12 protein-coding genes are annotated in these 15094 nt (G+C 69.1%); 10 read left to right on the forward strand and 2 right to left on the reverse strand.

Annotated elements, in window-relative coordinates:
* Nucleotides 1-12 precede the first annotated feature (12 nt).
* On the reverse strand, nucleotides 13-4725 hold the full coding sequence (gene gltB, locus F6X53_RS13395) for a glutamate synthase large subunit (RefSeq protein WP_151000534.1): 4713 nt from the start codon (nucleotides 4723-4725) through the stop codon (nucleotides 13-15).
* Between the two features lie 706 nt (nucleotides 4726-5431).
* Here gltB and F6X53_RS13400 point away from each other — a divergent pair.
* Entirely contained in the window at nucleotides 5432-6514 is a 1083-nt protein-coding gene (locus F6X53_RS13400) for a hypothetical protein (RefSeq protein WP_244965566.1), read from the forward strand.
* A 37-nt stretch (nucleotides 6515-6551) separates the two neighbouring features.
* Here the strand turns inward: F6X53_RS13400 and fdhD are convergent, their stop codons facing one another.
* Entirely contained in the window at nucleotides 6552-7412 is an 861-nt protein-coding gene (gene fdhD, locus F6X53_RS13405) for a formate dehydrogenase accessory sulfurtransferase FdhD (RefSeq protein ID WP_151000536.1), read from the reverse strand.
* 332 nt (nucleotides 7413-7744) lie between these two features.
* Here fdhD and coxB point away from each other — a divergent pair, with 332 nt between their 5' ends.
* The 9 genes from coxB to F6X53_RS13445 all read left to right on the forward strand — a co-directional run bounded on the left by coxB (nucleotide 7745) and on the right by F6X53_RS13445 (nucleotide 15074).
* Nucleotides 7745-8581, forward strand: coding sequence for a cytochrome c oxidase subunit II (gene coxB / locus F6X53_RS13410; protein ID WP_151000538.1), 837 nt, complete (start codon nucleotides 7745-7747; stop codon nucleotides 8579-8581).
* Nucleotides 8582-8669: 88 nt separating this feature from the next.
* Entirely contained in the window at nucleotides 8670-10298 is a 1629-nt protein-coding gene (gene ctaD, locus F6X53_RS13415) for a cytochrome c oxidase subunit I (protein WP_151000540.1), read from the forward strand.
* Between the two features lie 214 nt (nucleotides 10299-10512).
* Nucleotides 10513-11475: a heme o synthase gene (locus F6X53_RS13420; RefSeq protein WP_151000721.1), complete on the forward strand. Its 963-nt coding sequence runs from the start codon at nucleotides 10513-10515 to the stop codon at nucleotides 11473-11475.
* A gap of 5 nt (nucleotides 11476-11480) precedes the next feature.
* On the forward strand, nucleotides 11481-11645 hold the full coding sequence (locus F6X53_RS32375; RefSeq protein WP_191970827.1) for a hypothetical protein: 165 nt from the start codon (nucleotides 11481-11483) through the stop codon (nucleotides 11643-11645).
* 6 nt (nucleotides 11646-11651) lie between these two features.
* Nucleotides 11652-12263, forward strand: coding sequence for a cytochrome c oxidase assembly protein (locus F6X53_RS13425; RefSeq protein WP_151000542.1), 612 nt, complete (start codon nucleotides 11652-11654; stop codon nucleotides 12261-12263).
* Between the two features lie 142 nt (nucleotides 12264-12405).
* On the forward strand, nucleotides 12406-13263 hold the full coding sequence (locus F6X53_RS13430) for a cytochrome c oxidase subunit 3 (protein WP_151000544.1): 858 nt from the start codon (nucleotides 12406-12408) through the stop codon (nucleotides 13261-13263).
* Nucleotides 13264-13446: 183 nt separating this feature from the next.
* Nucleotides 13447-13818, forward strand: a complete 372-nt coding sequence (locus tag F6X53_RS13435; protein ID WP_151000546.1) for a DUF983 domain-containing protein — start codon at nucleotides 13447-13449, stop codon at nucleotides 13816-13818.
* A complete protein-coding gene (locus F6X53_RS13440) occupies nucleotides 13815-14585 on the forward strand; it encodes an SURF1 family protein (protein WP_151000548.1) in 771 nt (256 codons plus the stop codon). Before F6X53_RS13435 ends, F6X53_RS13440 begins: the two co-directional genes overlap by 4 nt.
* Before the next feature lie 72 nt (nucleotides 14586-14657).
* Nucleotides 14658-15074 (forward strand): DUF4864 domain-containing protein, encoded by a 417-nt coding sequence (locus F6X53_RS13445; RefSeq protein WP_151000550.1) that lies wholly within the window; start codon nucleotides 14658-14660, stop codon nucleotides 15072-15074.
* Nucleotides 15075-15094 lie beyond the last annotated feature (20 nt).

Genomic DNA, 15094 nt, shown 5'->3' on the forward strand with positions numbered 1-15094 from the left:
CCCCTTCGGGTTCTATTCCGCCGCCACCGGCATGCGGGCCATCTCCATCTCGCGCAGGGCTCGGCGGTACTCCACCGGCATCACCTTGACGAACTTGGTCCGGTAGCCGGCCCAATCATCCAGGATCGCCTGTGCCCGGGGGCTGCCCGTGTACTTGAGATGGTTGGTGATGAGCTGGCTCAGGCGCTCCTCGTCGTGGCCGGACATGTTGGCCAGGATGTCGACGCGCCCCTTGGTCTCCAGGTCGCCGTCCTGATGGAAGCGGCGCATCAGGTCGTCCTCCTCCTCGACGGGCTCGAGATCGACCATCGAGAGGTTGCAGCGGGCCGAGAACGAGCCGTCCTCGTCGAGCACGTAGGCGATGCCGCCCGACATGCCGGCCGCGAAGTTGCGCCCGGTCTCGCCGATCGACACGACGACGCCGCCGGTCATGTACTCGCAGCCGTGGTCGCCCATCCCTTCGACCACCGCGATGGCGCCGGAGTTCCGGACCGCGAAGCGCTCGCCCGCGGAGCCGCGGATGTAGCACTCGCCCGCGATCGCCCCGTACAGGACGGTGTTGCCGGCCATGATGGTCCGGTCCGGCGGCGAGCGGAGCGCGTCCGTCGGGCGGATGATCAGCTTGCCGCCCGACAGGCCCTTGCCGACATAGTCGTTGGCGTGGCCGGTCAGCTCCACGGTGACGCCCGCCGCGAGCCAGGCGCCGAAGCTCTGGCCGGCGGTGCCGGAAAGCTTCACCCGGATGGTGTCGTCGGGCAGCCCCTCATGGCCATGCGCCTTGGCGACGACGCCCGAGAGCATCGCGCCCGCCGCCCGGTCGGAGTTGCGGATCACGTCCGTGAGCGTCACCGGCTCGCCGGTCTCGACGGCCGATTGCGCCCCCGCGATCAGGCGGCGGTCGAGCACCGTGTCGACCGGGTGGTGCTGCTTCTCGACATGGCGGATCGCCACCTCCGGCCCGACCTCGGGACGGTGGAACAGCTTCGAGAAATCGAGGCCGCGCGCCTTCCAGTGCGAGATCGCCTCGATCTTGTCGAGGAGGTCGGAGCGACCGACGAGCTCGTCGAGCCGGGTGAAGCCCATCTGGGCCATCAGCTCGCGGACCTCCTCCGCCACGTAGAAGAAGTAGTTCACCACGTGCTCGGGCGTGCCCTTGAAGCGCTTGCGCAGCACCGGATCCTGGGTGGCGACGCCGACCGGGCAGGTGTTGAGGTGGCACTTGCGCATCATGATGCAGCCCGCCGCGATGAGCGGCGCGGTCGAGAAGCCGAACTGGTCGGCCCCGAGCAGCGCCGCGATCATCACGTCGCGGCCGGTGCGGATGCCGCCATCGGCCTGGAGGGCGACGCGGCCGCGCAGGTGGTTGAGCACCAGCGTCTGCTGCGTCTCGGCGAGACCCGTCTCCCAGGGGCCGCCCGCGTGCTTGAGCGAGGTGAGAGGCGCGGCGCCCGTGCCGCCGTCGAAGCCCGAGATCGTGATGTGGTCCGCCCGCGCCTTGGCGACGCCGGCCGCGACCGTGCCGACGCCGACCTCGGAGACGAGCTTCACCGAGACGTCGGCCGCCGGGTTCACGTTCTTCAGATCGAAGATGAGCTGGGCCAGATCCTCGATCGAGTAGATGTCGTGGTGGGGCGGCGGCGAGATCAGCCCGACGCCCGGGGTGGCGTAGCGGACCTTGGCGATCTTGGCGTCGACCTTGTGGCCGGGCAGCTGGCCGCCCTCGCCGGGCTTGGCGCCCTGCGCGACCTTGATCTGCATCATGTCGGAATTGACGAGGTACTCCGTCGTGACGCCGAAGCGGCCCGAGGCCACCTGCTTGATGGCCGAGCGCCGCGAGCGCCCGTCCGGAAGGGGCTTGAAGCGCTCGACCTCCTCGCCGCCCTCGCCCGAGTTCGAGCGGCCCCCGAAGGAGTTCACCGCGATCGCGAGCGTCTCGTGCGCCTCCTTCGAGATCGAGCCGTAGGACATCGCGCCGGTGGCGAAGCGCCTGACGATATCGGAGGCCGGCTCGACCGCGGCGAGGTCCACCGGCGCCCGGCCGATCTCCCCCGCCTCCCTGATGCGGAACAGGCCGCGCAGGGTCTTGAGGTGGTTCTCCTGCTCGTTCACGAGGCGCGCGTATTCCCGGTAGCGCTCCGGCACGCCGAGGCGCACCGCGTGCTGCAGCGTCGCGACCGTGTCCGGGGTCCAGGTGTGGACCTCGCCGCGCAGGCGATAGGCGTACTCGCCGCCGACATCGAGGGCGTGGCGGTAGATCGGCGCGTCCCCGAAGGCGTCGGCGTGGCGGCGCACCGTCTCCTCGGCGACCTCGGCCATGCCGATGCCCTCGACCGTGGTGGCGGTGCCGAAGAAGTCGCGCGCCACGAAGGCGGAGTTCAGCCCCACCGCGTCGAAGATCTGGGCGCCGCAATAGGATTGATAGGTGGAGATGCCCATCTTGGACATCACCTTCAGCAGGCCCTTATCGATCGACTTGATGTAGCGGTAGATGATCTCGTCATCGACGAGGTCCGGCGGGAACTCGTCCTTCATGCCGATCAGCGTCTCGAAGGCGAGATACGGGTTGACCGCCTCCGCGCCATAACCGGCCAGGCAGGCGAAGTGATGCACCTCGCGCGGCTCGCCCGATTCGACCACGAGGCCGACCGAGGTCCGCAGGCCCTTGCGGATCAGGTAATTGTGCACGGCCGCGGTGGCCAGCAGCGCCGGAATCGGGATCCGGTCCGGTCCGACCGCGCGGTCGGACAGGATGATGATGTTGTAGCCGCCCCGCACCGCGACTTCGGCCCGGTCGCAGAGACGGTCGAGGGCGCCCTCCATGGCGGCCGCCCCGGTCTCGGCCGGGTAGGTCATGTCGAGGGTCTTGGTGTCGAAACGGTCCTCGAAATGGCCGATCGAGCGGATCTTCTCGAGGTCGCCGTTGGTCAGAATCGGCTGGCGGACCTCCAGGCGCTTCTTGCGCGAGGCGCCCTCCATGTCGAGGAGGTTCGGCCGCGGCCCGATGAACGAGACGAGGCTCATCACGGCCTCCTCGCGGATCGGGTCGATCGGCGGGTTCGTCACCTGCGCGAAGTTCTGCTTGAAGTAGGTGTAGAGGAGCTTCGCCTTGTCCGAGAGCGCCGAGAGCGGCGTGTCGGAGCCCATCGAGCCGACCGCCTCCTGGCCGGTCACGGCCATGGGCTGCATCAGAAGCTTCAGGTCCTCCTGGGTGTAGCCGAAGGCCTGCTGGCGATCGAGGAGCGAGACGTCGGCGCGGGAGGCGCGCGGCACCACGGGCTTCAGGTCCTCCAGCACGATCTGGGTGTTCTTCAGCCATTCCGCGTAAGGGTGCGCGGCGGCGAGCTCACCCTTGATCTCCTCGTCCGAGACGATGCGGCCCTTCTCGAGGTCGATCAGCAGCATGCGGCCGGGCTGCAGGCGCCAGGACTCGATGATGCGCGAATCCTCGATCGGCAGCGTGCCCATCTCGGAGGCGAGCACCACGAGGCCGTCCTCGGTCACGATATAGCGTGCGGGCCGGAGGCCGTTGCGGTCGAGCGTCGCGCCGATCTGGCGGCCATCGGTGAAGCAGACGGCGGCCGGGCCGTCCCAGGGCTCCATCAGGGCGGCATGGTACTCGTAGAAAGCGCGCCGCTCCTCGCTCATCAGCGGATTGCCGGCCCAGGCCTCTGGGATCAGCATCATCATGGCGTGGGCGAGCGGGTAGCCGCCCTGCACCAGGAATTCGAGGGCGTTGTCGAAGCAGGCGGTGTCGGACTGGCCCTCGTAGGAGATCGGCCAGAGCTTCGAGATGTCGTTGCCGAACAACTCGGAATCGACGCTCGCCTGGCGCGCCGCCATCCAGTTCACGTTGCCGCGCAGCGTGTTGATCTCGCCGTTATGCGCGACCATCCGGTAGGGGTGCGACAGGCGCCAGGTCGGAAAGGTGTTGGTGGCGAAGCGCTGGTGCACGAGGGCGAGCGCCGAGACGAAGCGCGCGTCCTTCAGGTCGAGGAAGTAGTGGCCGAGCTGGTTCACCAGCACCATGCCCTTGTAGACGATGGTGCGGCTCGACACCGAGACCGGGTAGAACTCCATCAGGCTCGGGTCGCCGAGACCGTAGACCTTGCCGGAGATGACCTTGCGGGCGATGAAGACGCGGCGCTCGAAGGCATCGTCGTCGGAAACGCTCGCGGGGCGCCCGATGAAGACCTGCCGGTGATGCGGCTCGGTCTCCTTCACGGCATTTCCGAGATCCTCGGGGTCGACCGGCACGTCGCGCCAGCCGAGTAGCGGCAGGCCCTCGTCGGCGAGCGCCTTCTCGACGATCTCCTCGATGGTGCGCCGCGCCGCCTCGGCCTTCGGCAGGAAGAACTGGCCGATGGCGTAGTGGCCGGCCGGGGGCAGCTCGAAGCCGAGGCGCGAGCATTCCTCCGCGAAGAAAACGTGCGGGATCTGCACGAGGATGCCGCAGCCGTCGCCCATCTTCGGATCAGCGCCCACGGCGCCGCGATGGTCGAGATTCTTGAGGATCAGAAGGCCCTGCTGCACGATGGCGTGGCTCTGCCGGTTATGCATGTCGGCGATGAAGCCGACGCCGCAGGCATCGCGCTCGTGGGCGGGGTCGTAGGCGCCCTGCGCGGCCGGCAGCGCCGGATCGCGCACGACGAGCGGCTTTGCCCCGTCCCGGGTGGCCGGGATGAATGCCGGAACGGCCTCGAAGCTACCAGATGCGGCCACGCTCAAAACCCCTTCATCTGTCCGACCTGCTCGCATGCGAGCATGTTTCATGCCCGGGCATCAACCGATGCCGGGCTCACGCAACTCTCAACGTCGGGTCTTGGTCGGGTCTTCGGTGTCGAAGCGCCCGCTCACCCGCGGGCTCGACGCCGGGCTGTGCTCAGCCGGCGTGGGCCCGGATCGCCCGAATGGCGACCGGCTTCAGATCTCGTTTCGACGCTACGATGTTCACGTCCCGAAACCCTTTGCCTGCCCTCGAGGCCTTGCCGAAAATGGGACAGGGATGCTGTCCTAACGATGGAAGGTGACAGATTTTAACCGGTCCAGCAAGGCCCGGATCGCCGGAGCGCATGCGTTTTGCGGCGGGCGTCCCCGCGCGGCCGCAGAGTGACATCGCCGCAGGCCCCGGGCGGCCATCGTGCGGGCTCATGCCGATGCGCGCCGCGATGCCGCGGAGGGGCACGCAGACACGCATGGGAGACATCCCGGCCGCGTCTTGCCGGGATTGGCCCGCAATCTCGCCCTATTCGGACGGTTAACGAAGTCTTGCCGAGCACAAGCGGCATGCGGGGCAACGACCTCGCCAGGACAGCCGAAGGACCCGCGCATGGCGGGCCTTCGGCACGCGGCAGGCCCCGCAGCGGGTGGTTCGGGGTCGGCAGCTCCCGCCGCCCGGTCGAGCCGGCCCTCAACGGAATGGGACGACGCCCTCATGGATGCGAGCCGCAAGGTTTCCCGGAAGCTCCCCCCGGCTCCGACGCTCTCCTGGTCCGCCGGATCCCGCCCGGCCCTGCGCGCCGGCCTCCTCGCCGCGGCCGTCCTGCTGGGCCTCGGCGGCGCGGCGCAGGCCCAGTACGCCTTCGAGGACGTGATCCTGTCGCCGCGGTCCGTGGCGTGGCGGCTGAGCGAGCGCGGCTTCAGCGGGCTCACCCGCCCGCGCTTCGACGGGCGCGCCTACATCGTCGAGGCCTTCGCGCCGAACGGCGCCCGGATCCGCCTCTTCGTCGATGCCCATGACGGCGCCATCGTGGGGCGCGAGCGCCTCGGCGGCGATCCCTACGCGCCCGCCCGCGTCTCCCGGCCGATGCCCGGGTTCGGCTGGACCGAGGAGGATGCCGAGCCGCGGCGCCCGCTGCGCCCGGTTGAGCGCCAAGTCGAGCGCCAAGTCGAGCGCCAAGCCGAGCGCCTTTTGCCTCCCGCCGACATTCCCAATCCGACGGGCCGCGCGCTCGCGCCGCGCCCCGACCTTTACGGCCACACCGAGCCGGCCCGGCCCGCCCTCGCGGGGCGCCCGGAACCCGCGGATGCGAATCCCCACGGCCTGAACCCGGATACCCGGGGCCGGACCGAATCCCCGCGCAAGCTGAGCCGCCTCGCACCCCCGAAGCCCGAAGGCAAGCCGGCGGCCCGAACGGCGCCGGACGCGCCGGCGCCGAAGCTCAAGCCGGCCGAGACGAGGGAGCAGAGCGGGGAGCAGGCCAAGGAATTGGCCAAGGAGCCACGCAAGCCGGAGGCGCCGGTGGCCGCGATCGAGCCGCCCAAGGTCGCCCCGAATCCCGCCCAGACCCCCGCTTCCGTGCAGCCGCCCCCGGCCGAGCCGAAGCCGCAGCCATCGGCGGCCACGGAGAGCAAGGCCGCCGAGGTGAAGCCCCCGGAGGCCAAGTCCCTGGAGGCCAAGCCGGCCGAGAAGGCCTGGAAGGACCCGCCCGCCGAGGGCAAGCGCAACGTCCGGGTGATCGGCGGCGCCACGATCGTGCCCGGCGGCAGCGAGAAGGACGGGGCCGCCGCCGAGTAGGCGGCCCGGATCCACGCGAGAGCTGAGGCGCCCGAAATCAGGCGCCCAGGATCAGGCGCTCCCGGCCCGCGAAGACCGTCAGGTTGTCCGAGCGGGCGATGGCGCAGAGCGTCATGCCGTGGAGCTGGGCCCGCTCCAGGGCGAGCGAGGTGGGGGCCGAGATCGCCACCACTACGGCGGCCCCGAAATGAGCGGCCTTCTCCACCATCTCGAACGAGCAGCGGCTCGTGATCACCAGGAACCCGTCGGCCGGATCGGTCCCGGTCCGGATCAGGGCGCCGATGAGCTTGTCGAGGGCGTTGTGGCGGCCGACATCCTCCCGCACGGCCACGAGGCTGCCGTCGAGCCGGGCCCAGGCGGCGGCGTGGACCGCCCGCGTCTCGTGATTGAGCCGCTGCGCCTCGCTGAGCGCCGCCAGCGCCCGGCTGATCGCCCCGAGCGCCACCCGGGTGGCGCCGGCCTGGCGCGGCTCGGCCATCGGCAGGGCCGAGAGGTCGTCGATGCCGCAGACGCCGCAGCCGGTGCGACCGCTGATCGCACGCTTGCGGGCGAGATGCTCGCGCAGGCGCCCGGGCACCAGATCGACGAGGAGCCGCAGGCCTCCCTCCCCGTCCTCGACGCGGGCGGAGCGGATCTCCTCCGCCGCCGCCACGATCCCCTCCGTCAGGCTGAAGCCGTAGGCGAAGTCCTCGAGGTCGGACGGCGTCGTCATCATCACCGCGTAGGGCACGCTGCCGTACACGAGATTGACCGGCATCTCGACCGCGAGGGACCGGGTGCCCGCGCGCGGATCGGACGCGTCGTAGGCGATGATCTCGGTCGGCACCGCGCGGGCGGTCGGCTGCGTTTCGGGGCCGGAGGCGGGCTCTGGCGTCTCGTTCGTCCTGCTCTGCTGCATCGGTTGCACGACCCGCGGCTCTCTCGATTTCGCGCGCCGGTCCGGGCCCGGCGGCACCCCGTAACATAACAGCGCGCGCAAGCCCTTGCGCCCCCGGCCGGCACGCAAACGCGACCTGGAAAAGTTCCAGGTGGCCCGCAAGAAAGCGCATGATGCGACGCTGTTGCGGTTGCACCTTGAACTTCCTTGTGGTCTGACACCGCGATCGGACCCAGCCGGGTTTTTGCTCGGCCGGGGCTCAGACACGTCACAACCACATCGCGCCGGTCTCGGCAGAATCAAAGGCGCGAGCGGTCGGCCTGAGGGTCGCTAAGGGGAGCCACGAGAGGCACATGCGGACGGCGCAGACGCAACACCGGTCATCGTGGGGGTTCGCCGCACTCGGCGCCTTCCTGGTCTCGTCATCCTCCGCCCTCGCGGCGGGCATCGGCCAGCCCGAGCCGTGGCAGATGGACCGCCAGGTTCCGGTCACCGAGAATGCCCGGGACATCCTCTCCTTCGAGGTCGGCCTGCACTGGCTCTCGGTGGCGATCTCGGTCTTCGTTCTCGGCCTGATCATCTACTGCATCTACCGCTTCAGCGAGAAGGCGAACCCGACGCCCTCGAAGACCACCCACAACACCCTGATCGAGGTGGCCTGGACCATCGTCCCGGTGCTGATCCTCGTGGCGGTCGCGATCCCGTCCTTCCGCCTCCTGCGCACGCAGCTCTCGGACCCCAAGGCCGACGTGCTCGTGAAGGTGATCGGCCATGCCTGGTACTGGTCCTACGAGTACCCGGCCGACCAGGGCGGCGGCTTCGCGTTCGACGCCAACCTCGACGAGGACAAGCAGCCGCGCCTCCTCGGCACCGATAACGACATGGTCGTTCCGGTGAACAAGATCGTGAAGATCCAGGTCACCGCCGCCGACGTGCTGCATTCCTGGGCGATGCCGTCCTTCGGCTTCAAGATCGACGCCGTCCCGGGCCGGCTCAACCAATTCTGGTTCAAGGCCGACCGCGAGGGCACCTATCACGGCCAGTGCTCCGAGCTCTGCGGCCAGCGCCACGCCTACATGCCGATCACGGTGCGGGTCGTCAGCGACGAGGCCTACGCGCAGTGGCTGACCGAGGCGAAGACCAAGTACGCCCGCATCGACGACGGGTCGAAATTCGCCGAAGCCCGCTAAGGGCGCGGCAGGATCGGGGCCGTCCGGCACGGCTCCGACCGCCACACCAATCGCGAGATCACGAGAAACCCGAGCAAGGTCAGCATCGATGGCTACCGCCGCAGCACAAGCCGGGCATCACGCCCACGACGATCACAAACCCTCCTTCTTCGCCCGCTGGTTCCTCTCCACGAACCACAAGGACATCGGCACGCTCTACCTGCTGTTCGCCTTCTGCGCGGGCATCATCGGCGCGTTCCTCTCCTTCGGCATCCGCATGGAGATGGAGGAGCCCGGCCTGCAGTACTTCTCCAATCCGGCCACCTACAACGTCTTCGTGACCGGCCACGGCCTCATCATGGTGTTCTTCATGGTGATGCCGGCGCTGATCGGCGGCTTCGGCAACTGGTTCGTGCCCCTCATGATCGGCGCGCCCGACATGGCGTTCCCGCGCATGAACAACATCTCGTTCTGGCTGACGGTGGCGGGCTTCTGCAGCCTGCTCTGCTCGCTCTTCGTCGAGGGCGCGCCAGGCGCCAGCGGCGCCGGCACCGGCTGGACCGTCTACCCGCCGCTCTCGACCGTCGGCCATCCGGGCCCCGCCGTCGATTTCGCGATCTTCGCCCTGCACCTGTCCGGCGCGGGCTCGATCCTCGGCGCGATCAACTTCATCACGACGATCCTCAACATGCGCGCCCCCGGCATGACGCTGCACAAGATGCCGCTCTTCGCCTGGGCTGAGCTCGTCACCGCCTTCCTGCTGCTGCTGTCGCTCCCGGTTCTCGCCGGCGCGATCACGATGCTGCTCACCGACCGCAACTTCGGCACCACCTTCTTCGATCCGGCCGGCGGCGGCGACCCGATCCTGTACCAGCACCTGTTCTGGTTCTTCGGTCACCCCGAAGTCTACATCATGATCCTGCCGGCCTTCGGCATCGTCTCCCACATCATCGCGACCTTCTCGCGCAAGCCCGTCTTCGGCTATCTCGCGATGGCCTACGCGATGGTCGCCATCGGCGTCGTCGGCTTCGTCGTGTGGGCCCACCACATGTACACCGTCGGCCTGTCGCTCCAGACGCAGTCTTACTTCGTCTTCGCCACCATGGTCATCGCGGTGCCCACGGGCGTGAAGATCTTCTCCTGGATCGCCACGATGTGGGGCGGCTCGATCCGCTTCACCGCCGCGATGCACTGGGCGGTCGGCTTCATCTTCCTGTTCACGGTCGGCGGCGTCACCGGCGTCGTGCTGGCGAACTCGGCCGTCGACAAGTACCTGCACGACACCTACTACGTGGTGGCGCACTTCCACTACGTGCTCTCCCTCGGCGCCGTGTTCATCATCTTCGCGGGCGTCTATTACTGGTTCCCGAAGATGACCGGCTACGTCATCCCGGAATGGGCCGGCAAGCTGCACTTCTGGCTGGCCTTCATCGGCGCGAACGTCCTGTTCTTCCCGATGCACTTCCTGGGCCTCGCCGGCATGCCGCGCCGCTACGCCGATTACCCCGACGCCTTCGCGCCCTGGCACCGGGTCGCCACCTGGGGCGGCCACATCTTCGCCCTCGGCATGATCGTGTTCGTCATCGGGGTGATCCTGGCCTTCCGCTCGAAGGTCCGGGCGGCCGACAATCCCTGGGGCGAGGGTGCCACCACGCTCGAGTGGACCCTGTCCTCGCCGCCGCCCTTCCACCAGTTCGAGACGCTGCCCCGCATCGTGGACGAGCCGGGCTACCACTGAATGCCCCCATCGCGAGGACCGCCCCGGCGGTCCTCGCCCTTTCCAGGCTCCTCCCCGTCGCGGAGGGACCCGGAAAGGGCGATCCGGCCCATCAGTGCCGGACCGATGCCCCTCCCGCGGCGCTCCGCGCCCGGATGATCGGAAACGGTCTGACGCGCCGGGAGGACCGGCGACGGCCGGCATGCCCGGCGAGCGAAACACGGTTGTGGCCTTGATGACGAGCCTGTCGAACACCCTCCCCGCCGGGGCCGAGGCGAACCGCTTCGCCCCCGCTCCCGCCGCCGTCGGCGGCGACGTGCCGGATTACTTCGCGCTCCTGAAGCCGCGCGTGATGGTGCTGGTGATCTTCACCGCCCTCGTCGGCATGGTGGTGTCGCACGGGCATGTGCCGCCCACGATCGCGGCGATCTCGCTCCTGATGATCGCGGTGGGCGCGGGCGCCTCCGGCTGCCTCAACATGTGGTGGGACGCCGATATCGACGCGGTGATGACCCGCACGGCCAAGCGCCCGATCCCCGACGGGCGGATCCAGCCCAACGAGGCCCTGGCTTTCGGCCTCACCCTCTCGGTCGGCTCGGTCCTGATCCTCGGCCTCGCCTCGAATTGGCTGGCGGCCGGGCTCCTGGCCTTCACGATCGTGTTCTACGCCGTGATCTACTCGATGTGGCTGAAGCGGGCGACGCCGCAGAACATCGTCATCGGCGGCGCCGCCGGCGCCCTCCCCCCGGTGATCGGCCAGGCGGTGATCTCCGGCAGCGTCGGCATCGAGTCGATCGTGCTGTTCCTGATCATCTTCATCTGGACGCCGCCGCATTTCTGGGCGCTCGCGCTGGTCAAGGCCGGCGAGTACGCCAAGGCCGGCATCCCGATGATGCCGAACGTGGCGGGCCCGCAATCGACCCGCCGGCAGATCGTCTACTACACGCTGCTCCTGGCGCCGCTGGGCCTCGCCCCCGTCGCCCTCGGCTTCGGTGGCCTGCTCTACGCCATCGTCGGACTCCTCGGCGGCCTCGGCATGCTGGCCTTCAGCGTCCAGGTCTTCCGCAACCGCGAGGGCGAGGCCGAGAAGCGGGCCGCCATGGGCATGTTCGCCTTCTCGATCCTCTATCTGTTCCTCCTGTTCTCGGCGCTCCTCGCCGAGCAGGGCCTGGGCCTGTTCCGCCCCGTCATCGTCTGAGCATCATGCAGGATCCCAAGATCGCGTATCGCCCCCTCACCCCGGAAGAGGAGCAGCGTCGCCGCAAGCGCTCCATCGCCATCGCGCTCGCCCTGGGCGCAATGGTCGTCCTGTTCTTCGTGCTCACCATCGCGAAGCTCGGGCCGCAGGTGCTCAACCGGCCGCTCTAGAGACCCATGATCGATCGCAGCCCGCCGCCAATGAACCCGAACCGGTCGGCCAACCGCACGGCCCTCGCCTGCGCGGCGCTCGTGGCCGGCATGACCGGCCTCGCCTTCGCGTCGGTGCCCCTCTACGACGCCTTCTGCAAGGCGACCGGCTATGACGGCACGCCGCTGCAGGGGGGGGCGCCCTCGGCCGCGATGGCGCGGACCGACGACAGCATGGTGGTCCATTTCGACACCAACGTCGCCGCCACGCTGCCCTGGAAGTTCCGGGCGGAGAGCCCCAAGGTCGCGGCGCATCTCGGCGAGACCACGACGGTGTTCTTCCGGGTGAAGAACACCGGCACCACGCCCTCCACCGGCATCGCGACCTTCAACGTGCAGCCGGCCCTGATGGGCGGCTACTTCGTCAAGATCGAGTGCTTCTGCTTCAAGGAGCAGACGCTGCAGCCCGGCGAGGCGATGGACTTCCCGGTGGTGTTCTACATCGACCCGGCGGTGCGGACGGATTCCAACACCAGCCATCTCAGCGAGATGACGCTGTCCTACACCTACTTCGCCTCGAAGAACGGCCAGCCGGCCACGGCGGCGGTCGCGGAGACGGGCAAGAAATCGAATTTCTGATCGCGTGCGCGTGACAAGGCATCCGCGCGCACATAATGGGTTCAAGCTTGAGGGTCCGGGCTCGTCCGGTCCTCGGGGTCACAAGAAATCAGGGCCGGGGCCGGGTGCGGCGAAGGACCGGGGGTCGAGGAGAGACGTTCAGATGGCTGAGGCGCACGCCAAGAATCACGACTTCCACATTCTCAGCCCGAGCCCGTGGCCCCTGATCGGCGCCTTCTCGGGCTTCCTGATGGCGTTCGGCGCCGTGTTCTGGATGAAGAGCCTCCAGATCGGCACCCTGTTGCCCGGTCCCTACATCTTCGGTGCCGGCACGATCGGCGTGCTCTACACCATGTTCTCGTGGTGGAAGGACGTCGTCCACGAGGCGAATTCGGGCGATCACACCCGCGTCGTCCAACTCCACCACCGCTACGGCATGATGATGTTCATCGCCTCCGAGGTGATGTTCTTCGTCGCGTGGTTCTGGGCCTATTTCGAGGCCGCCCTCTACACCGCCGACCCGATCCAGGCGACGCGCGTCGATTTCACCGGCGGCGTCTGGCCGCCCAAGGGCATCGAGGCCTTCGATCCCTGGCACCTGCCGCTCCTCAACACGCTGATCCTGCTCACCTCCGGCACCACCATCACCTGGGCGCACCACGCCCTCCTGAACGGTGACCGCAAGGGGCTGAAATACGGCCTCTGGCTGACGATCATCCTCGGCGTGCTCTTCACCGCCTGCCAGGCCTACGAGTATCACCACGCCGCCTTCGGCTTCTCGGGCAGCATCTACTCGTCGACCTTCTTCATGGCGACGGGCTTCCACGGCGCCCACGTCATCATCGGCACCATCTTCCTCGCGGTCTGCCTGCTCCGCACCTATGCGGGCCAGTTCACGCCCCGGCAGCATCTCGGCTTCGAGTTCGCCGCCTGGTACTGGCACTTCGTCGACGTGGTGTGGCTGTTCCTCTTCGCCGCGATCTACGTCTGGGGCTCGGGCGTCGGCCACGGCGCCCATTGAGGGCCGGACCCGCGCAACCATCGCCTCTGCATCCATCGGACGCATGAGGGGCATGCTGAAAAGGGCGGCGCGAGCCGCCCTTTCTCGTATCGGGCATCGGGACCGATCCCCATATCCTCGGCATTCGGGGGATTTCCGCGGCGCGGCTCGGGCAGGGCCCGGAGGCGCGCGAGGAGTGAAGCTTTGAACCGGACGCACGACCTGCCCGCCCCGATCCCGACCGGCCTGCGCGGCCGCTGCCCCCGTTGCGGAGAAGGGCACCTGTTCCAGGGCTTCCTCACCCTGCGCCCCTCCTGCGAGGCCTGCGGCCTCGATTACTCGGGCTTCGATTCGGCGGATGGCCCGGCCTTCTTCGTGATGTCGATCGTCGGCCTCGTGGTGGTAGGCCTCGCCCTCTGGCTCGAGATCGCCTACGAGCCTCCGATCTGGGTTCATGCCCTCGTGGCCGGCACCCTCTCGATCGGCCTCAGCCTGCTCATGGTCCGGCCGCTGAAGGGGCTGCTCGTCGCCCTGCAATATTCCAACAAGGCCGAGGAAGGGCGCTTCGAGAAGTGACCACGACGACGATCCGAGCGGGCGCCTGGCGCGATCTCCTGGCGCCCGGCCTCGCCGCCCTGGTGGCGCTGGCGATCCTCCTCGGTCTCGGCACCTGGCAATTGGAGCGCAAGGGCGAGAAGGAAGCCCTGATCGCCCGGATCCTCGCCCGCTCCAAGGCGGAGCCGCAGCCCCTCCCCGCCCCCGGCGCCTGGGACCCCGCCCGCGACGAGTTCCGGCACGTGCGCGTCTCCGGCACCTACCTGAACGACAAGGAGACCCTGGTCCACGGCCTCGCGGCCGGCGAGACGCCGGGCCGGGCGCTGCAGGGCTATTACGTGGTCACCCCCCTGGCGCGCCAGGATGGCGGCATCGTCCTCGTCAATCGCGGCTTCACCCCGACGGAGCTGAAGCGCCCGGAGGACCGCCGCAGCGGCCTGGTCGAGGGGCCCACCACCGTCACCGGCATCCTGCGCGCGAGCGAGGCGCGCGCCATGTTCGTGCCGGCCCCCGACCCCGCCCGCGGCGAGTGGTTCAACCGCGACATCGCCGGCATCTCCGCCGCCCGCGGCCTCACGGAGGCGGCGCCCTTCCTGGTGGAGGCCGACGCCAACCCGGGCTCTCAGGCCTGGCCCCGCGGCGGGCAGCTCCGGGTCGACCTGCCGAACAACCACATGCAATACGCCTTCACCTGGTTCGGCATCGCCGCCTGCCTGATCGGCGTGTTCTCGGTCTTCGCCTGGCGCCGCCTGCACGAGGGCCCGCAGCCCGAGCCGGCGCATCGTTGAGCGACGCCGGCTTGTCGTCGGCCTGCCGCGCCTTACACTCCCGGGGTGTCAAGATCGCGGAGCTGATGCCCGATGCGCGCCGTCCTCGCCTTCCTGGTCCTCGCGCTCTGGGCAGTGCCGGCGCGGGCGCTCGACGAGCCGGCGCGCGAGGCGGCCCGGGCCGCCATCACCCGGCAGGTCGAGGCCCTCGGGCGCGACGACGCGGCGAGCGCCTACGCGGTGGCGGCGCCCTCGATCCAGGCCCTGTTCCCGACCCCCGACGTCTTCATCGGCATGGTCCGGAGCAACTACGCGGCGATCTACCGCCACCGCAGCTTCGTCTTCGGCGAGGGGCGGGAGACGGCCGAGAACGGCCTCGCGCAGGACGTCGCCATCCAGGATTCCTACGGGGTCGACTGGACGGCCGCCTACAGCCTGGAACGGCAGGCCGACGGCACCTGGCGGATCACCGGCTGCCGCCTGACGAAATCGCCCGGCACCCCCTTGTGATCCTGGCTTCGACAGGCGCC

The organism is Methylobacterium soli (assembly GCF_008806385.1).
GTDB lineage: Bacteria > Pseudomonadota > Alphaproteobacteria > Rhizobiales > Beijerinckiaceae > Methylobacterium > Methylobacterium soli.